This window comes from Saccharomonospora glauca K62 (genome assembly GCF_000243395.2).
In the GTDB taxonomy this organism is placed as follows: domain Bacteria; phylum Actinomycetota; class Actinomycetes; order Mycobacteriales; family Pseudonocardiaceae; genus Saccharomonospora; species Saccharomonospora glauca.
In genome coordinates this window covers 1763202-1787232 of the sequence record NZ_CM001484.1, presented here as the reverse complement: position 1 = coordinate 1787232, position 24031 = coordinate 1763202, and the positions used below count along the sequence as shown (strand labels likewise).

25 protein-coding genes and 1 pseudogene are annotated in these 24031 nt (G+C 71.7%); 9 read left to right on the top strand and 17 right to left on the bottom strand.

The window, feature by feature from the left end; all coding sequences use genetic code 11:
* The first annotated feature begins 77 nt into the window (after positions 1-77).
* Genes SACGLDRAFT_RS08660 through SACGLDRAFT_RS08630 form a run of 7 tightly spaced genes read left to right on the top strand, consistent with a single transcriptional unit; the run spans position 78 to position 5086 of the window.
* Positions 78-548 (top strand): hypothetical protein, encoded by a 471-nt coding sequence (locus SACGLDRAFT_RS08660; protein ID WP_005463708.1) that lies wholly within the window; start codon positions 78-80, stop codon positions 546-548.
* Positions 545-1570, top strand: a complete 1026-nt coding sequence (locus SACGLDRAFT_RS08655; RefSeq protein ID WP_005463706.1) for a phytoene/squalene synthase family protein — start codon at positions 545-547, stop codon at positions 1568-1570. Before SACGLDRAFT_RS08660 ends, SACGLDRAFT_RS08655 begins: the two co-directional genes overlap by 4 nt.
* Positions 1570-1914, top strand: coding sequence for a lycopene cyclase domain-containing protein (locus tag SACGLDRAFT_RS08650; RefSeq protein WP_005463704.1), 345 nt, complete (start codon positions 1570-1572; stop codon positions 1912-1914). The genes SACGLDRAFT_RS08655 and SACGLDRAFT_RS08650 overlap by 1 nt, the downstream gene beginning before the upstream one ends.
* Entirely contained in the window at positions 1911-2231 is a 321-nt protein-coding gene (locus SACGLDRAFT_RS08645; protein WP_005463699.1) for a lycopene cyclase domain-containing protein, read from the top strand. Before SACGLDRAFT_RS08650 ends, SACGLDRAFT_RS08645 begins: the two co-directional genes overlap by 4 nt.
* The gene (locus SACGLDRAFT_RS08640; RefSeq protein ID WP_005463696.1) at positions 2228-2968 is read left to right on the top strand and encodes a class I SAM-dependent methyltransferase; all 741 of its coding nucleotides are present in this window, start codon (positions 2228-2230) and stop codon (positions 2966-2968) included. Before SACGLDRAFT_RS08645 ends, SACGLDRAFT_RS08640 begins: the two co-directional genes overlap by 4 nt.
* Positions 2965-4536, top strand: coding sequence for an FAD-dependent oxidoreductase (locus SACGLDRAFT_RS08635; RefSeq protein ID WP_005463694.1), 1572 nt, complete (start codon positions 2965-2967; stop codon positions 4534-4536). The genes SACGLDRAFT_RS08640 and SACGLDRAFT_RS08635 overlap by 4 nt, the downstream gene beginning before the upstream one ends.
* A 10-nt stretch (positions 4537-4546) precedes the next feature.
* Positions 4547-5086, top strand: coding sequence for an MSMEG_6728 family protein (locus SACGLDRAFT_RS08630; RefSeq protein WP_005463692.1), 540 nt, complete (start codon positions 4547-4549; stop codon positions 5084-5086).
* Here the strand turns inward: SACGLDRAFT_RS08630 and SACGLDRAFT_RS08625 are convergent.
* The 7 genes from SACGLDRAFT_RS08625 to uvrC form a co-directional block, all read right to left on the bottom strand.
* Positions 5062-6102 (bottom strand): DUF5914 domain-containing protein, encoded by a 1041-nt coding sequence (locus tag SACGLDRAFT_RS08625; protein ID WP_005463690.1) that lies wholly within the window; start codon positions 6100-6102, stop codon positions 5062-5064. The two genes, SACGLDRAFT_RS08630 and SACGLDRAFT_RS08625, sit on opposite strands and share 25 nt — an antisense overlap.
* A gap of 63 nt (positions 6103-6165) precedes the next feature.
* On the bottom strand, positions 6166-6591 hold the full coding sequence (locus SACGLDRAFT_RS08620) for a PPOX class F420-dependent oxidoreductase (RefSeq protein WP_040919744.1): 426 nt from the start codon (positions 6589-6591) through the stop codon (positions 6166-6168).
* 27 nt (positions 6592-6618) lie between these two features.
* A complete protein-coding gene (locus SACGLDRAFT_RS08615) occupies positions 6619-7638 on the bottom strand; it encodes a glucosyl-3-phosphoglycerate synthase (RefSeq protein WP_005463682.1) in 1020 nt (339 codons plus the stop codon).
* A 223-nt stretch (positions 7639-7861) separates the two neighbouring features.
* Positions 7862-8848, bottom strand: coding sequence for a DNA-binding protein WhiA (gene whiA / locus SACGLDRAFT_RS08610; protein ID WP_005463673.1), 987 nt, complete (start codon positions 8846-8848; stop codon positions 7862-7864).
* Entirely contained in the window at positions 8849-9817 is a 969-nt protein-coding gene (locus tag SACGLDRAFT_RS08605; RefSeq protein ID WP_005463670.1) for a gluconeogenesis factor YvcK family protein, read from the bottom strand. It lies immediately after the preceding gene.
* Between the two features lie 8 nt (positions 9818-9825).
* Complete coding sequence (gene rapZ, locus SACGLDRAFT_RS08600) at positions 9826-10683, bottom strand: RNase adapter RapZ (RefSeq protein ID WP_051036247.1); 858 nt, start codon at positions 10681-10683, stop codon at positions 9826-9828.
* 50 nt (positions 10684-10733) lie between these two features.
* Complete coding sequence (gene uvrC / locus SACGLDRAFT_RS08595) at positions 10734-12689, bottom strand: excinuclease ABC subunit UvrC (protein ID WP_040919742.1); 1956 nt, start codon at positions 12687-12689, stop codon at positions 10734-10736.
* Positions 12690-13055: 366 nt separating this feature from the next.
* On the opposite strand from uvrC, the gene SACGLDRAFT_RS08590 reads away from it, so the two are divergent.
* The gene (locus SACGLDRAFT_RS08590; RefSeq protein WP_005463664.1) at positions 13056-13835 is read left to right on the top strand and encodes an exodeoxyribonuclease III; all 780 of its coding nucleotides are present in this window, start codon (positions 13056-13058) and stop codon (positions 13833-13835) included.
* Here the strand turns inward: SACGLDRAFT_RS08590 and SACGLDRAFT_RS08585 are convergent.
* Positions 13825-14724, bottom strand: a complete 900-nt coding sequence (locus SACGLDRAFT_RS08585; RefSeq protein ID WP_005463663.1) for a LysR family transcriptional regulator — start codon at positions 14722-14724, stop codon at positions 13825-13827. The genes SACGLDRAFT_RS08590 and SACGLDRAFT_RS08585 overlap by 11 nt on opposite strands.
* A 73-nt stretch (positions 14725-14797) precedes the next feature.
* Here SACGLDRAFT_RS08585 and SACGLDRAFT_RS08580 point away from each other — a divergent pair, with 73 nt between their 5' ends.
* Entirely contained in the window at positions 14798-15760 is a 963-nt protein-coding gene (locus SACGLDRAFT_RS08580) for a DMT family transporter (RefSeq protein ID WP_005463661.1), read from the top strand.
* A gap of 5 nt (positions 15761-15765) precedes the next feature.
* On the opposite strand, the gene SACGLDRAFT_RS08575 is transcribed toward SACGLDRAFT_RS08580, so the two are convergent.
* The 9 genes and pseudogenes from SACGLDRAFT_RS08575 to SACGLDRAFT_RS08535 all read right to left on the bottom strand — a co-directional run.
* Entirely contained in the window at positions 15766-16224 is a 459-nt protein-coding gene (locus SACGLDRAFT_RS08575) for a PH domain-containing protein (protein WP_005463659.1), read from the bottom strand.
* Positions 16225-16238: 14 nt separating this feature from the next.
* The gene (gene ribH / locus SACGLDRAFT_RS08570) at positions 16239-16745 is read right to left on the bottom strand and encodes a 6,7-dimethyl-8-ribityllumazine synthase (RefSeq protein WP_005463658.1); all 507 of its coding nucleotides are present in this window, start codon (positions 16743-16745) and stop codon (positions 16239-16241) included.
* Positions 16742-18061, bottom strand: a complete 1320-nt coding sequence (locus SACGLDRAFT_RS08565) for a bifunctional 3,4-dihydroxy-2-butanone-4-phosphate synthase/GTP cyclohydrolase II (protein WP_005463657.1) — start codon at positions 18059-18061, stop codon at positions 16742-16744. The genes ribH and SACGLDRAFT_RS08565 overlap by 4 nt, the downstream gene beginning before the upstream one ends.
* A 2-nt stretch (positions 18062-18063) precedes the next feature.
* Positions 18064-18690 carry a riboflavin synthase gene (locus tag SACGLDRAFT_RS08560; protein ID WP_005463656.1) on the bottom strand — a complete coding sequence of 209 codons (627 nt, stop codon included), beginning with the start codon at positions 18688-18690 and terminating at the stop codon, positions 18064-18066.
* Positions 18691-19767, bottom strand: a complete 1077-nt coding sequence (gene ribD, locus SACGLDRAFT_RS08555; RefSeq protein ID WP_005463655.1) for a bifunctional diaminohydroxyphosphoribosylaminopyrimidine deaminase/5-amino-6-(5-phosphoribosylamino)uracil reductase RibD — start codon at positions 19765-19767, stop codon at positions 18691-18693.
* Positions 19764-20435, bottom strand: coding sequence for a ribulose-phosphate 3-epimerase (rpe, locus tag SACGLDRAFT_RS08550; RefSeq protein WP_005463654.1), 672 nt, complete (start codon positions 20433-20435; stop codon positions 19764-19766). The genes ribD and rpe overlap by 4 nt, the downstream gene beginning before the upstream one ends.
* 153 nt (positions 20436-20588) lie before the next feature.
* Positions 20589-22022, bottom strand: a complete 1434-nt coding sequence (locus SACGLDRAFT_RS08545) for an RsmB/NOP family class I SAM-dependent RNA methyltransferase (protein WP_005463653.1) — start codon at positions 22020-22022, stop codon at positions 20589-20591.
* Positions 22019-22951, bottom strand: a complete 933-nt coding sequence (fmt, locus tag SACGLDRAFT_RS08540) for a methionyl-tRNA formyltransferase (protein WP_005463652.1) — start codon at positions 22949-22951, stop codon at positions 22019-22021. Before fmt ends, SACGLDRAFT_RS08545 begins: the two co-directional genes overlap by 4 nt.
* A gap of 271 nt (positions 22952-23222) precedes the next feature.
* Positions 23223-24031, bottom strand: a pseudogene (locus tag SACGLDRAFT_RS08535) (primosome assembly protein PriA); the annotation flags it as partial.

The window sequence follows — 24031 nt, the reverse complement described above, 5'->3', positions numbered from 1 at the left end:
TCACCTCCGGGCAATTCCGGCGGCGCCGGTGTCTCCGGCGCGCATCGTGAGTGCACACTGCGGGTACCCGAGCGCCTATGACGCACACATCGCAGCCCGACACCGCCACCGTGCGCGCCGTGGGCAAGTTGACCGAGGCGCTGGAGGCGGTGGAGGAAGCACGAGGTCACCTCTACGCGTTCCACCGGCTCACCGGCACGGCCGACTTCGCGTTGGAGGAGGCGATCGGCATGTTGCGCGACGCCGGGCACACCGAACTCGCCACGCGGCTGGACCGGGAACTCCTGGGCCGCAACGTGTTGCCGGGGCGGTGGACCTACCAGGTGGTCGAGGACTACGAGGACACCTACTACGGGGTGTTCCGAGACTTCGCCGACGAGGCCAGGAAACTCACCGCCGGGCAGCGGCACGCGTACGAGGCGAGCCTCAAGCGCGACCGCCGCACGCCGGGACTGCCCGGTCACGAGGCCGAGCCCCGAGACGTGGTCGGTGCCGAGGACACCCGCACCGCCACCGATCGCGCGGTGTCGCCGAACGTCTCCGGATGACGGTGGCGACCGTGCTCGCCCACCACGACGGCGCCCCGCGCGGTGTGGTCCACCGGGAACTCGCGGCGGCCCACGTCACCGAGCCCCCGCTGCGGGCCGCCTACGCGCACTGTCGCGAGCTCAACGCCCGGCACGGACGCACGTACTTCCTCGCGACGCGGTTGCTGCCCGCGCCCCGCAGGCCCGCCGTGCACGCGCTGTACGGCTTCGCCCGGCACGCCGACGACATCGTGGACGGGGACCTGCCCCCCGACGAGGCCGCCGCCCGGCTGTCCTCACTCGACACGGCGTTGCGTACGGCGCTCACCGAGCGCCGAAGCGACGAGCCGGTGCTCGCCGCGCTGACGGACACGGTGACGCGCTACGACATCGATCCCGACCTGTTCACGCGGTTCCTGCGGTCGATGCGCATGGACCTGACCACGTCGAGCTATCCCACGCGCGCGGCCCTGGAGGAGTACGTGCACGGCTCGGCCGAGGTCATCGGCCTGCAACTGCTGCCCGTGCTGGGCACCGTGAGCGCCCCCGAGGAGGCCGCTCCCCACGCGGCCGCACTCGGCTCGGCCTTCCAGCTCACCAACTTCCTCCGCGACGTGGCCGAGGACCTCGACCGGGGCCGCGTCTACCTGCCCGCCGACGAGCTGGCCGCGTACGGCGTGGACCGCGACCTGCTGACGTGGTGCCGCACGGTGGGCTACGCCGAGCCGAGGGTGCGCCGCGCCATCGCCGACCAGGTGGAACGCACCCGCCGCGTCTATCGACGTGCCTGGCCCGGCATCGCGTTGCTGCGACCGGAGTCCCGGCCGTGCGTGGCGACCGCGTTCACGTTGTACTCCCGCATCCTCGACGTGATCGCGGAGACGGGCTACGACGTCTTCGCGGGACGCGCCGTGGTGAGCACCGCGCGCAGGGTGGCGTTGGCCACCGGCACGGTGGTGCGCACCAGGGTCGGGCCGCCCCGCCGGAGCGCGCCCCTGCGCCGTCACGTGCGGCTCGCCCCGACCGCGAAGGAGGGGAACTGATGTCCGCCCCACCCGATCAGTGGCACTACGCGCTCGCGCTCGCGGCCTGTCTCGCCGTCACGCTCCCGCTGGAGTTCGCCGGGGCGCGGGTGTATCGGCGACCTCACCGGCTGCTCCGCGCGCTGGCACCCGCGCTGCTGTTCCTGGCGTGGGACGTGGTGGCCATCGCGGCGGGGGTGTGGGAGATCAGCCCGGTCCACACGGTGGGGGTGTGGCTCGCGCCCGCCGTTCCCCTGGAGGAGGTGCTGTTCTTCGTGACGATCCCACTGTGCGCGTTGCTCACCTTCGAGACCGTGCGCCGGATCGGGGCCACGCACCGAGCGCGGGTGGGTGAGCGGAAGTGAACGGCCTCGGCTACACGGTCCCGGCGCTGGCCTCGGTGGTCGCCGTGGTGGTCGCCGAGCTGGCGTGGCTGCGCACGGGGCTGTTCCGGCGCCGCGCGTACTGGATCACGATGGCGATCGTGCTGGCCTTCCAGGTGCCGGTGGACGGCTGGTTGACGAAGCTGTCCGACCCGGTGGTCGTCTACGACCCCGCCCACCTTTCGGGGCTGCGTTTCCCCTTCGACATCCCGGTGGAGGACTTCCTGTTCGGGTTCAGCCTCGTCACCGCGGTGCTGCTGGCGTGGCTCGGAGCCGAACGGCGGGAGTGCGCCTCATGACCGCGGGAACGGACCTGCCGCGTCACGCGGTGCCCGCGGCGTTCGACCGCGCCGCGCGGGACTACGACCGGCTCGTCGGCCTCAACCCCGGCTATCACGCGCATCTGCGGTCCGCCGCGCGGGTCGTGGCCCGGACGGTGGGGCCGGGCGCTCGGGTGTTGGACGCCGGGTGCGGTACCGGCGCGTCGACGGAGGCGTTGCTGGCCACGCTCGTCGATCCCGACGTCGTGGCCGTGGACGCCTCCGAGGGGATGCTCGCGATCGCACGGCGCAAGGTGTGGCCGGGCTCGGTGCGGTTCGTGCACGCCGCCGTGGACGACCTGCCGGTGCCCGCGGCGTCCGGTCCGTTCGACGCGGTGTTCGCGGCCTACCTGCTGCGCAACGTCGTCGACCCGGACGCCACGCTGGCGACCCTGCGTCGGCTCCTGCGGCCCGGAGGGGTGCTCGTCCTGCACGACTACAGCCTCGCCGAACGTCCGCTTCCCCGGCTGAGGTGGACGGCGGTGTGCTGGACGATCGTCATCCCGGCGGCATGGCTGATCAGCCGGGACACCCGCCTGCACCGGTACCTCTGGCGCAGCGCGCGCGGCTTCGACTCCCCCGAACGGCTGCAGCGGCGCCTGCTCGCCGCCGGCTACCCCGAGGTCCGTCACGGCACCACGAGCGGCTGGCAGCGCGGCATCCTGCACACCGTCACGGCCACCGTTCCGCCCTCGGACCACCGGGGGGCGCCGTGACCTCGCGGCTCGGCCGGGACCGGCGGCGCCACACGATCGCGGCCCCGCCCGGTGCGCCCACGGTGTCGCCGCGACGTCGCGTCGTGGTGGTGGGCGGCGGGATCGCCGGGCTCGCCGCCGCAACCGGACTGGCCGAACGCGGGGTCGCCGTCGATCTCGTCGAGCGACAGCCGTATCTCGGGGGCCGGGTGGGAGGGTGGACGGTGGCGCTGCCCGACGGGCACCGCGCCGGCATGAGCCGTGGTTTCCACGCGTTCTTCCGCCAGTACTACAACCTGCGGGCGTTGCTCGCCCGTGCCGACCCCGATCTGGCGGTGCTTCGTCCCGTGGCCGACTACCCGCTCGTGGACGCCCACGGCCGGCTGGACTCCTTCCGGGGGCTTCCGCGCACACCGCCGTGGAACGCCCTCGCCTTCGCCCTACGGAGCCCGACGTTCGGCGTGTCCGGTCTGCTGCGGGTGGCGGCCCGCGAGGCCCTGCCCCTGACCGACGTCCGCGTGCCCGACGTCTACACCACCCTCGACGGCCTCGACGCCCGCGCGTTCCTGGACCGCGTGCGGTTTCCCGCCCCGGCCCGGCACCTGGCGTTCGACGTCTTCTCCCGGAGTTTCTTCGCTCCCCCGGAGCGGTTGTCGGCCGCCGAGCTGGCGGTGATGTTCCACCTGTACTTCCTCGGCTCGGCAGAGGGGTTGGTGTTCGACGTCCCGAGCCGGCCGTTCCACACGTTGTGGCAGCCCCTGGCCGCCTATCTGACGGCCCACGGCGTCCGGGTGCGGACCGGGCTCTCCGTCGACCGGATCGAGCGCACGAGCGAGGGATTCCGCGTGCACGCGGGCGCGGAGACGATCCCGGCCGACGGCGTCGTGCTGGCAGCCGACGTCCCCGGTCTGCGGGACGTGGTGGCGGCCTCGGCCGGTCTCGGTCCCCCGTGGTGGCGCGAGCGGGTGGCGAACCTGGCCACCGCGCCCCCGTTCTGCGTGCTCCGGGCCTGGCTCGACCGGCCCGTCGACCGGAGGCGGCCCGCGTTCCTCGCCACGGGCGGCAGTCCCCCGCTGGACAACGTGAGCGTGCTCGACCGCTACGACGCCGACGCGGCGGCGTGGGCCGCGCGTACGGGCGGCTCGGTGGTCGAGCTGCACGCCTACTCCGTCGTCGCCGGGGACGACGCCGAGGTACGCCGTGACACGCGGGCCCGGCTGTGGCGGCGGCTGCGGGAGGTGTATCCGGAGACCACGGCGGCGCGGGCCGTCGCGGAGGAAGTCCTGTGGCGGTCCGACTGTCCGCTGTTCCCGCCCGGTTCCTTCGCCGTCCGCCCCGGTGTCGGCACGCCGGTGCCGGGATTGGCGCTGGCGGGCGACGGTGTCCGGGTGGATCTGCCCGTGGCGTTGATGGAGCGGGCCGCGACCACCGGCTGGTTGGCGGCGAACCACCTCCTCGCGAGCTGGGGCGCCGCCGGACACGACGTGGTCACCGTTCCCGTCCGGGGACGCAACGCGGTCCTGCGAGCCTTGGCCGCCCGCTTCGGTCCCCGCCCCGAGAAGGTCGTCGACGAGGCCACCACGGTGTGAGGAGGCCCGAGTGCAGACGTTCCTTCCGTATCCCGACTTCGCCGCGACCGCGCGGGTGCTGGACCGACGGCGACTCGGCAAGCAGCGGGTCGAGGCGCTCCAGGTGTTGCGGGCGCTCACCGTGCCGGGACACGGTTGGCGACGCCATCCCGCCGTGCGCATGTGGGCGGGCTACGAGGAAGCGCTCACCCGCTACGGGCTCACCATGTGCGAGTACTGGACCGCGCAGGGCCGCGCCGACACGTGCGCGGGAAAGCTCGTGGCCGACCTCGCCGGGGCTTTGGGCATCACGACCGTGCGCGACCAGGACGCCCTGGCCGCCGCGCACGAGCTGCCCCCGTGGTTCGGGGACGAGGCCTTTCACCGCAGTCACCGGTCGGCGCTGGTGCGCAAGGACCCCGAGCACTACCGTCCCGTCTTCCCCGACGTGCCCGACGACCTGCCGTACGTGTGGCCGTCGTCCGACCGGCCGCAACTCACCGACCCCGACCGTTCCCCCGAGGACATCGAGCCCCCAGTGCGCCGTCAGTCGGTGCGGCGCAGGGCGTAACGGCGTTCGGCGTAGGCCAGGTCGTCGCGCCACAACCGCCTCGCCGTCCTGCGGACGAGCGGCCGCAGCGCGGGCGCGAGCCTGCGCGCCAGGAGGAAACCCGGCCGCGGGGACGTGGCCACGACCGCTTCGATCACGGCCGACCGCTCCCGGCCGTCCGATCCGGGACCGAGCGGGGTCGCGTGCGTCTCCACGACACTGCCCGCGCCTTCGCCCGAGGTGATGCGCATGACCACGGTGCGCGGTTCGGGGCAGGTGAACTCCGCGCGCACCGGCACCCCGAACCGGGGCCCGACCCGGAAGGTCACGTCGACCACGAACCTGTCCCGGCCGTTCGTCGCGTCCACCGCCGGGGTCTCCACGACCCGCAGCCTGGTGAACGAGTAAGGGTGGAACCACGCGCCGTGCCAGGGGTCCAGCCGGTTGGCCACCACGTCCACGGGCTCGCACACGCCGTCGAGCCGGGCCACCGCCGAGAAGGCCCCCTCCGGGGAGGGGCGTTCGGGCACCACGGGGCGCGGCGTGGGGGGCTCGCCGTCGACGTCGTCGAGTCGCACCCACACGAGCACGCCGTCGTCGTGGGAGGGCAGCGGGTGCCATCCCCATCCGGGCAGCCCCGAGGCGGGCACCGCGAGTCCGTGCCACCGGCACACCAGCCGGTGGTCGACGACGCGGCCCTGCGCCAGCGGGGCCCCGAGATGGGGACAGATCCCGGAGCCGACGACCGCTCGGCCGTGCTCGTCGCGCCAGGCCACCAGCTCCCGGCCCGCGATCGTCATGCCGTAGGGGCGATCGGCACGCACGAGCCGGGAATCGGCGACGACGAACCAGTTGCCCGAGGGGCGGGCCTGCGCGCGCTTGACGGCCGCCTCGATCACCGCGGGGTCGGCCCCGCCCACGGTCGGCCGCTGCCCACCCCAGTCCTGCCGCGGCAACGGCCGCAGCGGCCAGCGCTCGGGCCAGCGGTCCGCGACCGCCGAGGTCAGCCTCCGTACTCTTCGTCGCCGTTCGACCACGAGCAGCACCTCCGATCGAGACGGGTGTTGCCGCGCTTTTCGGCCATCAAACCCGCGCCGGGCTCAGTCGGCGATCGCGGCGTACGCCAGCACCTTCGTGACGCGAGCCGTCACCAGCAGTTCGCCGGGCACGGCGTTACGCCTGCCGAACTCCTCGGCCCGCTCCGCGCCCATGTAGCGTTCGCCGATCCGCCTCGCCCAGGTGACCATGTCCGTCACGTCGTCGGACACGTCGGCCTCGGCGGTGAACTGCACGTACGCGAAGGGCGGCCGCTGGTCGTCCACGACCATGCACACGCGAGGGTCGCGCCGCAGCGCGCGTGCCTTGACGCTGTCGGCACCGGTCGTGAACACGAACGCGTCCCCGTCGTGGTCGGTCAGGACGAACCAGACCGGGGTGACGTGGGGGGCGCCGCGGGCCGTCACCACGGCGAGCTTGCCCGTCCTCGTCCCTTCCGAGGCGAAAGACCACCACTCATCGCGCGCCATCGCGTACACGGCGGCCTCCCCGGTCGGCTACCCGGCGGAACGCGGGGGAAGCACGGTGCGCAGCGGCGGGCGCTCCCTCACCGCAAGGTCGGTGACCATGAGTTCCCGGTCGGCGCCGCCGGCCACCGAGCCCCGGCGGAACTGCGCGAGCAGCGTCGACGGCGCCTCCTGCGTCACGAGTCGCCCACTGCGGTCGAGCCGGTCCATGACCGTCAGCATGATCTGGCCCGCCATCCGGCCCAACGCCTGCGTGCTCTGATGCCGGTGGGTGCGCATCCCGAGGTCGACCTGGGCGAGCGCGTCCAGCCCGCGCCAGCGCAACAGGTCGATGAGGTGCGCGACCTCGACCCCGTAGTGCGTGACGAACGGGATGCTCTCCAACACGTCCCGCCGGCCCGCGTACTCGCCCGCGAGGGGCTGCACGAAGCCCGCGAGGTCGGGCCAGTACATGTTCAGCAGGGGGCGGGCCACCAACTCGGTCACCCTGCCGCCGCCGTCGGCGTCGGTGTGCGCCCCGTTGACCAGCGGCCGGTGGTAGAACCCCTTGACGTAGTCCACGCCGGGGTCGGTGAGCAGGGGACCGAGCAGGCCGATGACGTAGCCCGCCGTGAAGTCGTAGAGATCGCCGTCGACGAAGACGACGAGGTCGCCGTCGGTGGCGGCGAGCCCCTTCCACAGGGCCTCGCCCTTGCCGTGCATGTCGGGCAGGGGACGCAGCACGGCGTCCTGCGCCACCACCCGCGCGCCGGCCTCGGCCGCCACGCGCGCCGTGTTGTCACGGGACCGAGAGTCGACCACCAGGACGTCGTCGACGAGCTGCTCCTCCTCCATCAGCGCCGTGCGGATCGTGCGCACGATCTGTCCCACCGTCTCCTCCTCGTCCCGTGCCGGGATGACGACACTGACGGTGCGCTCACCCTTGAGGGCGGCCAACTGAGAGGCGGTCCAGTCGTCGGCACGCCAGGACCTGCGTCGTAGCCAGGATCGGACTCGTGGGGATAGAGCGAGTTCGGCACCCGAGTCCAGACCGATGCGTGTCGTGTCCACGAGGTCCCCTTTCGTGCGAGAGCGACCGTCGAACCTGCGCGGGGGAAGCGTCGACCCTTCACGTTGCGGGCCGCCTACCGGGCTGAAACAGCTCCGTGACGCCTTGACCTCTCCACCCGGATGGACGTAACGCGGTCGGTTCACACCTCGAATGCGGCAGCAAATTGCCGCACTCCCCGCCGCAGCATCGTGGCGACGGGGAGTGAACGACCCGGCGAGCCGGTCAGAGGGTCTCTTCGAGCAGCTCCCGGGTGACGGCGGACTCGGTGTCGGGCACCCCGAGTTCCTTGGCCCGCTTGTCGGCCATCGCCAGCAGCCTGCGGATGCGTCCCGCCACGGCGTCCTTCGTCATGGGCGGGTCGGCGAGCTGGCCCAGTTCCTCCAGGGAGGCCTGCCGGTTGTGCAAGCGCAACTTCCCCGCCGCGAGCAGATGCTCCGGAGCGGAGTCGCCGAGGATCTCTATGGCCCGCTCCACCCGTGCCGCCGCGGCCACCGCCGCTCTCGCGGAGCGGCGCAGGTTGGCGTCGTCGAAGTTCGCGAGCCGATTCGCGGTGGCCCGCACCTCGCGGCGCATCCGCCGCTCCTCCCACGCGAGCACGCTGGCATGCGCCCCCAGCCGCGTCAGCAGCGCCCCGATGGCGTCACCGTCGCGCACCACCACGCGATCCGCGCCGCGCACCTCCCGCGACTTCGCCTGGATTCCCATCCGCCGCGCCGCGCCCACGAGCGCGAGCGCCGCCTCCGGTCCCGGACACGTCACCTCCAGTGACGACGACCGGCCGGGCTCCGTCAACGAGCCGTGGGCCAGGAACGCGCCACGCCACGCGGCCTCGGCGTCGGCCACGCCACCCGAGACGACCGCCGCGGGCAACCCCCGCACCGGGCGTCCCCGCTGGTCGATCAATCCGGTCTGCCGGGCCAGCCCCTCGCCGTCCTTGACCACACGCACCACGTAGCGGGTGCCCTTGCGCAGCCCGCCCGACGTGATCACGTGTACCTCCGAGGTGTGCCCGTACAGCTCGTGGATCTCCTTGCGGAGCCTGCGCGCCACCGACCCGGTGTCGAGCTCGGCCTCGACGACGACCTTTCCGGCGACGATGTGCAGTCCCCCGGCGAACCGCAACAGCGCCGACACCTCCGACCGGCGTGGCCCGATCTTGGTGATCTCCAAGCGGCTGAGCTCGTCCTTGACCGCCGCCGTCATCGCCATCTACTGCCCCTCCTCCACACTCTCGGACGCACACAGGCCGAGAGCTTCTCGCACACAGTTCGCCAGCGCATCCGGATCGTGTCTGCCCGTCCCACCGGGGGCGGCGACCGACGCCAGATACGCCCGCCCACCCAGCGCCTCGGCCGCGCGGCGCAACCGCGCGGGAGTGGGGACGGAGTCACGATCGGCGATCACCGCGTCCACCTTCAGCCGGGGAGCGTGTTCGAAGAGTACGTGCAGGTGTCGTTCCGGTGAGAAACCAGCCGTCTCCCCCGGCTGCGGCACCAGGTTCAGGATCACCACCTTCGTGGCCGACGTCGTCACGAGCGCGTCGTGCAGATCGGGCACCAACAGGTGGGGCAACACGCTGGTGAACCACGATCCGGGGCCGAAGAACACCACGTCGGCGTCCAACACGGCCCGCACCGCGTCCGCGCACGCCACGGGCGGCTGGTTCGGCCGACCGGGGTTGTGCAGCCTGATGCGCCGCACCTGTCCGGGGGTGCTGGCGACGGCAACCTGTCCCCGGATGCGGCTGACCTGGCCGTTCTCCAGGCCGGTGACGTCCGCTTCGATCTCCAGCGGTTCCGCCGACATCGGCAGGACCCGGCCGGTGATGCCCAGCAGTTTGGCCGCTTCGTCGAGCCCCGCCACCGGGTCGCCGAGGACCTCGAACAACCCGGCGAGCAGCAGGTTGCCCACGGCGTGGCCGGTGAGGGCGCCGCTGCCACCGAACCGATGCTGGAACACCTCCGCCCACAGGGTGCCGCCGTCCTCGGCCGCGGCCAGCGCCGCCAGCGCCTGGCGAAGATCCCCCGGCGGGAGCAGCCCCAGCTCCCGCCGGAGTCGTCCGGACGAGCCGCCGTCGTCGGCGACGGTCACGACCGCGGTGACGTCGGGGGTCAGCCGCCGCAACGCCGACAACGTCGCGTGCAGGCCGTGTCCACCACCGAGTGCGACGGCACGCATCCTCGGTCTCACTCCCTGCCCAGGTCCCGGTGCACGACCTTGACCGCCATACCGTCCTCCTTGGAGAGTCGCTTCGCCAGTTCCTCCGAGATGGCCACGCTTCGGTGCTTACCGCCCGTACAACCGACGGCCAAGGTCAGATATCTCTTGCCCTCCCGCTTGTACCCGGCGCCCACGAGCCGCAGCAACTCGTGGTACTGCTCCAGGAACTCCTCGGCGCCTTCCTGCCCCAGCACGTAGTTGCGCACGTCACCGTCGAGGCCGCTCTGGTCGCGCAGCTCGGGAATCCAGAATGGATTCGGTAGGAACCGCACGTCCATCACCAGGTCGGAGTCCATCGGCAAGCCGTACTTGTAGCCGAAGGAGAGCACCGTCACCCGTGTCCTGGTGCTCGACTCCGTGCCGAACGCGTCCTCGATCTTGGCGCGCAGATCGTGCACCGACAGCGCCGACGTGTCGAGCGTCAGGTCGGCCTCCTCCCGCAGCGGCGCGAGCAACGCGCGCTCCGCGGTAATGCCGTCGACCAGCCGCCCGTCGCCCTGCAGGGGATGGCCGCGCCGCACCTGCTCGAAGCGACGGACCAGGACCGCGTCGGTGGCCTCCAAAAACAGCACCCTCGGCTTGTAGCCGCGCGCGTCGAGGTCCTTGATCACCGAGGCGAGGTCGTCGGTGAACGCGCGCGACCGCACGTCCATGACCACGGCCACCTTGGTGATGGCGCCCCTGGCCTGCGCCCCGAGTTCCACCATCGTGGAGATCAACTCCGGCGGCAGGTTGTCCACCACGAACCAGCCCAGGTCCTCCAGGCACTTGGCGGCGGTGCTGCGACCGGCGCCGGACAATCCGGTGACGACCGCCACCTCCATGCCGGAACCTCGCTCGCCCGACGCCCTCGCGTCTCGGGTGTTGGTTTCGGTCACGTCTGCGACTCCCCTCTGCTGTCGGTGCGCTCCCCTGCGAGCGCGGCATGCACGGCCTCGGCCGTGCGGGTGCCGACGCCCGGCACCTGTGCGATCTCGGACACGGTGGCCTGTCTCAGCCGTTTCACCGAGCCGAAGTGCTTGATCAAAGCGGTCTTCCTGGCCTGTCCGAGGCCGGGAATCCCGTCCAGGGTCGAGGTCTGCACCCGCTTCGAGCGCTTCTGCCGTTGGTATGTGATCGCGAAACGGTGCGCCTCGTCCCTCACCCGCTGGAGAAGGTACAGCGCCTCCGACGTCCTCGGCAGGATGACCGGGTCGCTGTCGGCGGGCAGCCACACCTCCTCCAGTCGTTTCGCGAGTCCGACGACGGCGACGTCGGTGACCCCCAGCTCGGCCAGCACGTCCGCCGCGGCCGTGGCCTGCGCTCCGGCTCCGTCCACGACCAGCAGGTTGGGCGGGTAGGCGAACTTGCGCGGCCGTGACGTCTCGGGGTCCAGCATCCCGTCGGGGCCGCCCTCGGCCTCCCGTGTCTCCTTCAGGTACCGCGAGAACCGGCGCCGCACGACCTCCGCGATGGCGGCCACGTCCCCCTCCGTGGCGGCCTCTCGCAGCGCGTAACGCCGGTACTCGGACTTGCGCGGCAACCCGTCCTCGAACACCACCAGCGAGGCCACCACGTCGGTTCCGGCGAGGTGGCTGATGTCCACGCACTCGATGCGCAGCGGCGCGCTGTCCAGGCCGAGGTACTCCTGGAGTTCCGACAACGCCGCCGACCGCGCGGTGAGGTCCCCCGCCCTCCGCAGCTTGTGCTGGGCGAACGCCTCCTCGGCGTTACGGGCGACCGTCTCGGCCAGGGCGCGCTTGTCACCGCGCTGCGGGACCCGGAGGCGCACCCGCGAACCACGCAGCTCGGACAGCCACTGCTGCATCGCCTCCGCGTCGGCGGGCAGCTCCGGCACCAGCACCTCGCGGGGCACGACGTTGCCGTCGGTGGGCGCCTCGGCGGCCAACTCCGTCTGCTCGGCGTAGAACTGCGACAGGAACTGCTCCACCAGGGCGGGCACGTCCATCTCGTCGACCTTGTCGATCACCCAACCCCGTTGTCCGCGCACCCGGCCGCCCCGGACGTGAAAGATCTGGACGGCCGCCTCCAACTCGTCGTGGGCGAACGCGATGACGTCGGCGTCGGTGCCGTCGCCGAACACCACGGCCTGCTTCTCCATCGCCCTGCGCAACGCGGCGAGGTCGTCGCGGAGTCGTGCCGCCCGCTCGAACTCCAACGCCTCCGACGCCTCGGCCATCTCCTTCTCCAGCTTGCGGACCATCACGTCGGTGCGGCCGGAGAGGAAGTCACAGAACTGCTCGACGATCTCGCGGTGCCGCTCAGCCGACACCTTGCCCACGCACGGAGCGGAGCACTTGTCGATGTAGCCCAGCAGGCACGGCCTGCCGATCTGGCTGTGCCTGCGGAACACCCCCGCCGAGCACGTGCGCGCGGGAAAGACCCGCAGCAGCAGGTCGAGCGTCTCGCGAATGGCCCACGCGTGGGCGTACGGGCCGAAGTAGCGCACTCCCTTCTTCCTCGGCCCCCGGTAGACGTGCAGGCGCGGGAACTCCTCGTTCACCGTCACCGCGAGGACCGGGTACGACTTGTCGTCCCGATAGCGGACGTTGAACCGCGGGTCGAACTCCTTGATCCAGTTGTATTCGAGCTGGAGCGCCTCCACCTCCGTGCTCACCACGGTCCACTCCACGCTCGCGGCCGTGGTGACCATCTGCCGGGTCCTCGGGTGCAGTCCCGCGAGATCGGCGAAGTAGGAGTTCAGCCTGTTGCGCAGGCTCTTGGCCTTGCCGACGTAGATGACTCGGCCGCCGGCGTCGCGGAACTTGTACACGCCGGGCGAGTCGGGGATGGTTCCCGGCGCGGGTCGGTAAGTGGAGGGGTCGGCCACGCCGTTCAGCCTATGGCTCCCCTCCGACAGCCCGGTCGGCCCCTTCCCCGATCCTTCCGCGCCGGTCACACCGGCGTCCGGCGGCGTGGAGTCGATCACCACCCCGATTCGGGGACGAGCCGCCTCACCCACCGCGGGATCGAGGTCACTCTCCCCGGCCCGAGCCCCGTACGAGGCGCCGAGTTCTTTCGCCGAGGTAGTCGTACGACTCGTCCGCGTCCGAGCCCGGACCTCGAAAGCCTGTTCCTCCGGCTGATTTCGGCGTCGCCGAGCCACGGTGGTCGATCGCTCTCTCGAGTCAAATCGTATAGGTCGTTATACAATCCTCGTGGCCGAGCACGTGCCGGGATGTGCGATTCTCGCGGCATGCGCATCGCGACCTGGAACGTCAACTCGATCACCGCCCGCCTGCCTCGCGTGCTCGCCTGGCTGCGGTCCGCCCGGCCCGACGTGGTGTGCCTGCAGGAGCTCAAGTGCGGCGACGAGGCGTTCCCCCGCGACGAGATCACCGAACTCGGCTACGACATCGCCTCCCACGGCACGGGCCGCTGGAACGGCGTCGCGGTGCTTTCCCGTGTCGGACTCGCCGACGTCACGCGCGGACTCCCCGACGAGCCCTCCTACGAGGACGAGGTCCAGCCCCGCGCCGTCGGCGCCACCTGCGGCGGCGTCCGCGTGTGGTCGGTCTACGTGCCCAACGGCCGCGACCCCGAGCATTCGCACTACGACTACAAGCTGCGCTGGCTGGAGGCGCTCCGCGCCACCGTGCTCGCCGAAAACGGCTCCGACCGGCCGTTCGCGGTACTGGGCGACTTCAACATCGCACCCACCGACGAGGACGTGTGGGACGTCTCGGTGTTCGCCGGGTCCACCCACGTCACCGAGCCCGAACGCAAGGCACTGGCCGGGCTGCGGGACGCGGGGCTGTCCGACATCGTGCCGCGAGCGCTGAAGTACGACCGCCCGTACACATACTGGGACTACCGGCAGCTCGCGTTCCCCAACAACCGCGGCATGCGCATCGACCTTGTCTACGCGAACGGGGCGTTCGCCGACGCCGTGACCGACGCCTACGTCGATCGCGAGGAACGCAAGGGCAAGGGAGCCTCCGACCACGCGCCCGTGGTCGTGGACCTCACTCTCTGACGCCCGCCTCGGACGTCACCGCCTTCCGGAGCAACTCGACCGTGCGCACCACGGCCGGGTGGTCGGCAACGGCCTTCCCGACCGCCACGCTGATGCGCCGCACGGGCGTCGGCGACACCACCGGCCGCGAGACCAGCCCCGTCGGCAGCTCACCCCGTGCCAGCGCGGGCAGCACCGTGATCCCGATGCCGCTGGAGACGAACGGCAACGCCGTGCGGTAGTCCCTCATCTCTACCGAGAACTGGGGTGCGAAGCCCACCTCGGCGCACGCGGCCAGCAATACCCCCCGGCAAACCCCTTGGTGAACGTCGTTGTCGATCCACGGCCGGTCGGCCAGCTCCGCCAACGGCACGGCCGCCCGTGCCGCGAGCGGGTCGTCCTCCCGCATCACCACCTCGTAGGGATCGTCGATCAGCGGGTAGACGATCGTGCCCGGAGGCCGGGTTCCCCGCCCCTCGACGAGAAGGGTGACGTCGAGGTCGACGGGGGATGCCTCGAACCCCTCCGTCCACCGCAGGTCGAGCCGCAGTTCGGGGAACTCCTCCCGCAGCGCGGTGACCACGGCGGGCAGCCACGCCGCGCCCGCCGAGGCGAAGTAGCCGATCGACAAGCTGCCCGTGCGTCCCGTCCGCAGGTCCCGCACCAGCCCGTCGAGACGGCTCAGCTCCCGGAACACCGCCTCGGACCCGGCGGCGAGCGCGCGTCCGGCGGAGGTGGGTTCGACACCCCGGCCCACACGCTCGATCAGCCGCAGGCCCGTCTCACGTTGCAGGACCGCGAGTTGCTGACTGACGGCCGACGGCGTGTAGTCCAGGGCGTCGGCCGCCGCCCGGATCGACCCCTTCGCCACCACGGCACGCAATACCCGCAGGCGGTTCACGTCCAGCATGGCACGACTGTACAGCGGAACTGAACAGTCATGCATGAATAATCGCTTGTTCTGTCGAGTTTCCGCCACGACGATGGCCGATGTGACACCGTTGATCTCCCCCAGTCGATCCCCACGCTCCGAGACCACGAAAGCCGCGCTCGCCGCTGCCGTGACGATGGTGCTGTGGTCGTCGGCGTTCGTGGGCATCCGCGCCATCGGCGAGGCACTGTCCCCTGTGTCGCTCGCCCTACTCCGGCTCGCCGTGGCCTTCGTGACGCTCACCGTGCTCGTCGGCGTCTCCACCCGACGCCTGCCCCCGCTTCCCCGCGACCGCACGTCCTGGCTGCTCGTCATCGCCTACGGCGTGCTGTGGCTATGCTGCTACACCGTCGCGCTCAACGCCGCCGAACTCCACCTCGACGCCGGCACGGCCGCCCTGCTGGTCAACATCGCACCGCTGCTCGTCACGCTCGGCGCCGGTTTCCTGCTCGGCGAAGGCTTCCCCAGGGCCCTGCTCATGGGAAGCCTCGTGGGCCTGAGCGGTCTTGTCGTCATCAGCCTGGGCACCGAACGGGAAGGTGACTGGATCGGAGTCGCGTTGTGTCTGCTCGCCGCCGTGCTCTACGCGGCCGGGGTTCTCATCCAGAAGACGGCGCTGCGCAGCGTCGACGCCACGACCATCACCTGGCTGGGCTGTCTGATCGGCACCGCGGTCCTGCTGCCGTGGGCGCCACAGCTCGTCTCCGAGATCGCCGCCGCCCCTACCTCCGCCGTGCTCGGCGCCGTCTACCTCGGGGTCTTCCCCACCGCCATCGGGTTCAGCACCTGGACGTACGCGCTCGAACGAACGGACGCGGGCAAGCTCAGCGTCTCCACGTACGCGGTGCCCGCGCTGTCGGTGCTGCTGTCGTGGCTGATCCTGCGAGAGATTCCCACCGCGTACGGCCTCGCGGGAGGAGCGATCTGCCTGGCCGGGGTCGCGCTGTCGCGCTACCGGTCTCCTCGGGCGAGGACCGCCTCGACCGAGGAGACCCCGGCCGAGGCGACGTCCTGAGCGCTTCAGTCGCGCTTCGCGGCGGTGTGGAGGCGGCGCAGCGCACGCACCGCCTCCACGGCGTGCTCCCGGTCCACCGCCTGGACGGCCATCATCGAGTAGTACTCGTAGTCCGGCAGTTCCAGCCGCGCAAACGACGCGCCGTCGGGGAAACTCACCGCCAGGACCTCGTCCCACGTGAACCGACGGGACACCCCGATGTTGCGCACGTGGACGCCGTTGCGATCGGCGCGGACCCTCGGGGTCGCGAAGAGCATGGCGGCGCCCGCCAGCATCACGCCCACCCCGATCATCGCGATCTGGTCGCTGACCATGAAGATCACGCCGGTGTCCTGCGAGCGCAGCAACACCGCCACGGTCACGAACACGGCCAGCAGCACCAGCGCCAGCGCCCCGGACATCCACACCACACGACGTGGTCGGATCACGACGGTGTCGGTGGTGTCGTCCTTCTTGTCGATCATGTCCGCCGCCCGACTCACACGAAACCCCGTTCCGTCCACGGCTGCCGCAGACCACGCAACACGTGGGCGGTGGTCAACGCGGCCACCGTCGCCTCTCGTCCCTTGTCCTCCTTCGAGGAGGGCAGGCCCGCTCGGGCCAGGGCCTGTTCCTCGGTGTCGCACGTCAGCACACCGTTGCCGACGGGCGTGCTCTCGTCCAGCGCCACCCTGGTCAGCCCCGCGGTCACCGCGTCGCACACGTAGTCGAAGTGCGGGGTCTCCCCACGGATCACCACGCCGAGCGCGACCACCGCGTCGTGGTTGCGGGCGAGCGCCTGAGCCACCACGGGCAATTCGACGGCCCCGGCCACGCGCAGCACCGTGGGCTCCTCCGCCAGCTTCACCTCACCGGCCGTACGCAGCGCGGAGGCCAGCAGGCTCTCCGTGATCCGCGCGTGCCAGCGCGTGGCCACGATGCCCAGCCGGAGGTTCTCGCATTCCCGCAGTTCCAACCCCTCGTCGGGACGCCCTTCTCCACTCATGCTCCACCCGCCACTGAGCCCTCCACCGGGCCGTCGCCGTTGCGGTCGGCGTCGAAGCTCTCGGCGCCGACCTCGTCGAAGTGCTCCAACTGGGACAACTCGTGTCCCATCCTGTCACGCTTGGTGCGCAGGTAACGCAGATTCTCCGGATTGGGCGAGACCGGCAGCGGCACCCGGCCGATGACCCGCAGCCCGTAGCCCTCCAACCCGACGCGCTTGGCCGGGTTGTTGGTGAGCAGGCGCATCGACCGCACCCCCAGGTCGGCCAGGATCTGCGCGCCGGTGCCGTAGTCGCGGGCGTCGGCGGGCACTCCGAGCGCGAGGTTGGCGTCCACCGTGTCCGCGCCGGCGTCCTGGAGCTGGTACGCCTGCAGCTTGTGCAGCAGGCCGATGCCCCGACCCTCGTGGCCGCGCACGTAGAGCACGATGCCCCGGCCCTCGTCCGCCACCGCCTTCAGCGCCGCCTGCAACTGCGGGCCGCAGTCGCAGCGCAGCGATCCGAACACGTCTCCCGTGAGGCACTCCGAGTGCACCCGCACCAAGATGTCCTCGCCGTCGCCGATGTCGCCGTAGACGAACGCGACATGCTCGATGCCGTCGAGCAGGCTGTCATAGCCGATGGCGCGGAAGGTTCCCGCCTCCAGCGGGATGCGCGCCTCCGCCACGCGCTCGACCTGCTTTTCCGTGCGCCTGCGGTAGGCGATGAGGTCGGCGATGGTGATCAGGCGGAGGTCGTGGTCGGCCGCGAAGACCTCCAGCTCGTCGCGGCGGGCCATGTCGCCGTCGTTCTTCTGCGACACGATCTCGCACAACACGCCCGCGGGCGCGAGTCCGGCCATCCGCGCCAGGTCCACGGCGGCCTCGGTGTGTCCCGGCCTGCGCAGCACGCCACCGTCCTTCGCCCGCAGCGGCACGACGTGTCCGGGCCTGCGGAAGTCGGACGGCTGCGACTTCGGGTCGGCCAGCAGGCGGATCGTGTGGCTGCGGTCGGTGGCCGAGATTCCGGTCCCGATGCCCTCGGCGGCGTCCACCGTCACCGTGTAGGCGGTACCGCGCCGGTCCTCGTTCGAGTGGTACATCGGCGGCAGGTTCAGCCGGTCACAGTCCTCGCCGGTCAGCGACACGCACACGTATCCGGACGTGTAGCGCACCATGAAGGCGAGCAGCTCCGGCGTCGCCTTCTCCGCCGCGAAGATCAGATCTCCCTCGTTCTCGCGATCCTCGTCGTCGACCACGATCACGGGGCGGCCGTTCGCGATGTCCTCGATGGCCCGTTCGATGGACTCGATGTCCACCGACGGAGCGGGCTCGATCATCGTCACCTGTCCTCCTCGCCCCCGCCATTCTCCACCGCTGCCGGGGGCAGGTGGACGGCGGCCAGTTTCTCGACGTACTTCGCGAGCACGTCGACCTCCAGATTCACCGCGTCACCCGGCTGGTTGCGGCCCAGCGTCGTGGCGCTCAGCGTGGTGGGGATCAATGCCACGGCGAATTCCTCCCGAGTCACCTCGGCCACCGTGAGCGAGACCCCGTCCACCGCGATGGAGCCCTTCTCGACGATGTAACGCGACAACTCGGGCGGGTACGCGAACCGGGTGAGACCGTCGAGGTCCCGCGACAGGAAGGTGCCGGTACCGTCCACATGCCCCTGCACGACGTGTCCCCCGAAGCGCCCGTTCGCGGCCATCGCCCGTTCCAGGTTCACGAAACGACCGGGTTCGACACCGTCCAGGCTGGTGCGTTTCAACGTCTCGGGGACGACGTCGACGGTGAACTCCTCACCGGAGACCTCCACCACGGTCAGACACACGCCGTTGACCGCGATCGAGTCGCCGTGCCCGGCGTCCCGGGTCACCACCGGCCCGCGCACGGTCAGCCGCGTGGCTCCCTCACCCGGTTCCACCCGTGTGACGACACCCAGCTCCTCGACAATCCCGGTGAACACCTAGTCGCCTCCCTCACCCGTGACCGGAACCGCGGAGATCCGCACGTCCTCACCGCTCATGGTGACCCCTTCGAGCCGCCAACGGTGTGCTTCGGTGATGGTCGACACTCCGGCGTCCCCGAGCGCCGCGGGCCCGGCACCCAACAGCGTCGGCGCCACGTACGCGACGATCCGGTCGACAAGGCCCGCCGCGACGAACGCTCCCGCCACGGTCGGACCGCCCTCCAGCAGCACGTCGACGACACCTCGCTCCGCGAGTCCGGCCAGCACCTCACCGGGGTCGTGAGTGGCGAACACCACCGTCTCCGCCGTGCTGTCCAACACTCGTGCCCCGGCCGGTATGCCGCGTGTGCCCATCACCACACGCAGCGGCTGTCGAGGCGCAAGTTCGCCGTCGGCGTCCCGCACCGTCAGCCACGGGTCGTCGGCCAGGACGGTGCCGGTGCCCACGACGACGGCGTCGACCCGCGCCCGGAGGGCGTGGACCTCGGCGCGGGAGGTCGGGCCCGAGATCCAGCGACTGGTGCCGTCGGCCGCGGCGATCCGACCGTCGAGGCTCGCCGCGTACTTCCACGTGACGTGCGGCCGTCCGGTGCGCTCGCGGTGCAGCCACGCCCGCAACGGCCCCTCGGCCACCCGCGAGGCCAGCAGCCCGCCCTCGACGTCCACCCCCGCGGCCCGCAGGACCTCCGCGCCACCCGACGCGGCGGGGTGGGGGTCGGACACGGCGAACCGCACGGCGGCGATCCCGGCGGCGAGCAGGGCTCGTGTGCACGGCGGCGTACGTCCGTAGTGGGAGCACGGTTCCAGGGTGACGACGGCGATACCGCCCCGAGCCCGCTCGCCCGCCTCGCGCAGCGCCATCACCTCGGCGTGCGGTCCCGGTGGTGGTTGGGTCGCGCCCGCGCCGACCCGCCGTCCCCGTGAGTCGAGGATCACCGCGCCCACGGGCGGGTTCGGGCTGGTGGTCCCGCGGACGCCGTCACTGAGTTCGAGCGCGGTCTCCATCGCGGCTTCCACGGCCTTTCGGATCTCCGGCTCGTGGGCCCACGATGCCGACGCCGCCGACGTGTTCACCGCGTGCGGGCCGCCCTCGCGCGCTCCCGCAGGGCCGCGACGGCCCGCGCCGGATCGTCCGCGCCGTACACCGCGGACCCGGCGACGAAGCAGTCGACCCCGGCCTCCGCGGCCTGCTCGATGGTGTCGGTGTTGATGCCGCCGTCGATCTCCACCACCAACGTCAGGTGGCCCGTGTCGACCAGGCGGCGCGCGGTGCGCACCTTGTCGAGCACCTCGGGAATGAACGACTGTCCCCCGAAACCGGGCTCCACGGACATCACGAGCAACGTGTCGTAGTGCCGCAGTGTGTCCAGGTGGTCCTCGAGCGGCGTGTTCGGCTTGATCGACAGCCCGGCCTTCGCGCCCGCCGCACGGATGTCCTTGGCGATCATCACCGGGTCACGAGCGGCCTCGACGTGGACCGTGACGTTGTGGGCGCCCGCCTCCGCGTATCCGGGTGCCCAACGGTCGGGGTCCTCGATCATGAGGTGGCAGTCGAGCGGAAGGTCCGTACGCTTCAGCAGCGACTCCACCACGGGAAGCCCGATGGTGAGGTTGGGGACGAAGTGGCCGTCCATCACGTCCACGTGCACCCAGTCGGCGCGACCGTCGCCGGCCCCGGCGACAGCGTCGATCTCCGTGCCGAGGCTCGCGAAGTCGGCGGACAGGATGCTGGGAGCGATCATCGGTTCGTGCGCCACTCTCCCGAGTGTAGAGGGCCGCTCGTCGCACAGGCGCGCACGGACCCCTCCCGACGGGGCCGGACACCGCGGTCACGGCGACAAGACCGTCCAGAATGGCCGATCGGCCGGGACCGCGCCGCGAACGTCGGAAAGGATTCAGCGTTTGCGGGTCACCGCGCAGAACATCGCGTCCGTGCCGTGTCGGTGGGGCCACAACTGCACGTACGGCCCGTCCCCGAGTCCCGGTACGCCGGGGAACAGCTCGCGCGCGTCGAGGATCTCGGCGTCACCACGCCGCGCGGCCTCCGCGACGATGCCCTCGGTCTCGGCCAGGTGCGGGGAACACACCACGTACGTCACCACCCCGCCGGGACGCACCAGCCGGTACGCCGAGGCGAGCAACTCGCTCTGGAGCTGCGTGAGCTGGGCGATGTCGCCGGGCTGCTTGCGCCATCGAGCCTCGGGCCTGCGACGCAGCGCACCCAGTCCGCTACACGGCGCGTCCACGAGAATCCGGTCGTACCCCGCGTCGAGTCCGGGGTCCCGGCCGTCGGCGACGTGCACGGTGACGGGCAACTCCTCCGTGGCCTCGCGCACGAGCCGGGCCCGGTGCTCGGCCACCTCCACGGCGTCCACCGTCGCGCCCGACACCTGCGCGAGGCAGCCCAACACCACGGTCTTGCCTCCCGGACCGGCGCACAGGTCGAGCCAGCGCTCGTCCTTCCCGTCCGTCACGGGTGCGGTGGCGGCGGCCACGGACACCAACTGACTGCCCTCGTCCTGCACCGTGGCGAGTCCCTCGGTGAGGACCTCGGAGTCGGCGAGGTCGCCGCCGCCGGAGGGCAGGTGCACGCCGTAGGGCGAGTAGGGCGCCACCTCACCGCCGGTGATGGCGGCCAGCTCGTCGGCGCTGATCTGTCCGGGCTTGGCCAGCAGGTGCACGGCGGGACGCGCGTCGTCGGCCTCCAGGGCCGCGCGCAACTCGTCGCCCGTATCGCCGAGCGCCTCCGCGAATGCGCGCGCGATCCACCGGGGATGCGACGTGCGCAGCGCCAGGCGGGCCAGCGGGTCGGAGATGTCGGACTCCAGCTCCTCCAGCCACTGCCGTTCGTCCTTCTCGGACACCCGGCGCAGCACCGCGTTGACGAAACCCGCGATCCTGGAGCCGGCGTCCTCCCGCACGAGGTCCACAGTGGATGCCACGGCGGCGTGGCGGGGAATGCGGGTCCGCAGCAGTTGGTACACCCCGAGTCGCAGCGCGTCACGGGCCAGAGAGTCCACTGTGTCCAGTGGTCGGTCCACACAGCGGGCCAGTACCGCGTCGAGCAGGCCGGTGGCCCTCGCCGTGCCGTAGGTGAGTTCGGTGGCCAACGCCGCGTCCCGACCGGTGATGCGCCGCTGCCGCAACAACTCCGGAAGCGCCAGGTTGGCGTAGGCGTCGCGTTCGCTCACCGCGCGCAGGACGTCGAACGCGGCTCGCCGCGCCGGATCGTGCACCGGGGGCTTGCGCGGCCCCTGCTTCCGAGGCGCGGGACGGCGTCCGCGCTGGCCACGCTGTCCGTGGCGGGGTCCTCGCCGCTCACCGGTCATGTCAGGCGTTCTCCCCGCTCGATCCTGCTGCCGCGGGCCCAGTCGGTGGCGGCCATGCGCTTCTTGCCCTGCGCCTGTACCTCGCCGAGCACGAGCGCCGAGGTGGCGGTGCCCACGAGTACTCGACGGCGCTCGACCAGCAGCTCACCGGGCGCGAGGTCGGAGTGTTCGTCGTCGGTGAGACCGACGGGGCCGAGCTTGAGCCGCTGGCCCCGGAACTCCGCCCAGGCCCCCGGCTCGGGCGTCACCGACCGGATGTGACGGTCGATAGCCCGTCCCGGTTGGTCGAAGGAAATCCGCGCGTCCTCGACGGTCACCTTCGGCGCGTAGGTGATCCCGTCGGACGGCTGCGGCACGGCCCCCACGGTGCCGTCCTCGATTCCATCCAGTGTGGACACCAAAAGGTCGGCTCCGGACACCGAGAGCCGGTCCAGCAGCTCCCCCGCGGTGTCGGTGGGTTTGATGCGTTCGGTGACGGTACCGAATACCGGGCCCGCGTCGAGCTCCCGCACGATCCGGAACGTCGTAGCTCCGGTGATCTCGTCACCGGCCCTGACGGCCGCCTGGACCGGCGCCGCGCCACGCCACGCGGGCAGCAGGGAGAAGTGCAGGTTGATCCAGCCGTGACGCGGCACCGCCAGGACGGACTCCGGCAGCAACGCGCCGTAGGCGACGACGGGGCACGCGTCCGGCGCCAGTTCGGCCAGCCGGGCCAGGAAGTCCTCGTCGCCGGGACGCCGAGGGGTGAGCACCTCGATGCCGTGTTCGTCGGCGAGCGCGCCGACGGGAGAACGCATCAACTTGCGTCCGCGGCCTGCGGGCGCGTCGGGACGGGTGACGACGGCGACGACGTCGTGGCGCGGTGAGTCGATCAGGGCGCGCAACGACGGCACGGCGGGTGCGGGCGTGCCCGCGAACACGAGCCTCATCGGCGATCCGGGAAAAGTCGAGGAACCAACATCGCATCCAGTCTAGAGAGCCGCCCGATCCGCCGTGTCCGCAGTCTGCGTACGCGTGTCCGCACTCTACGCACGCGTGTCCGCAGCCTGCGTACGCATGGCGAGACGTCGGGGGTCTCCCGGTGCCCCGCCTTTTCCGTTCGGGGACGCCCTCAGTGTCGCCGAACGGCGAACACGCGTACACAACCTACGAACACGCGTACACAACCTGCGGACACGCGCACACAACCTGCGGACACGGTTACACCGGGGAGAGTGGGTCGAGTTGGATTCGCACCGAGTCGGTCGCCTTGCGGGCGTCGCGGATCGCCCGGACGGCGTGCACCGCGTCCGCCAGGGCCTTGCCGTGTTCCCTGGGCACGCGCAGCAGCGCGCGTTCCCGCTCGGAGCGTCCCTCCTCGTCGATCTCCCCCAGCGGCACCGGCCCGAGCACCTCGGCGGCCTCGGGCAGGGAGATCTCGTCGAGCAACCCGGCCACGGCTTCCGGCGTGCCCTCCACGCTCGCCATGCGCACGTGCGGCGGGAAGCCGAGTTCCTTGCGCTCGGCCAGCTCCGACGCGGCGTGCCAGCCGGGGTCCCAACGCACGAGCGCCTGAACGGCGGGAATTCCCGCCTCGGCGCCGACGATCACTCGCCCCCCGTCCCGCCCCGGACGGACCAGGGTCGCGGCCGCCATCCAGCGCCGGAGCGTCTCCTCGGCGGCCCGCAGGTCCTGGCGTCCCAACAGCGCCCAGCCGTCCAGCAGCAGGGCGGCGCCGTAACCGCCCTCGGCGACGGGTTCCGCCCCCGGCGTGGCCACCACCAAGGCGGGCCGGGCGGGCACGGTGGCCAACACGTCACCGCCGCCCGACGTCCGCACCGCGACTCCCGGGAAGGCCCGGCCCAACTCCTCGGCCGTGCGCATCGCCCCCACCACCACGGCACGCAACCGTCCCGAACCACACGCCGGACAGCGGTACGCCGCGTCCGCCACCCCGCACCAGCGACAGTGCGGTGTCCCGGAGCCACCACTGCCCGGCAGCAGCAGCGGGCCGGCACAGCGACGACACG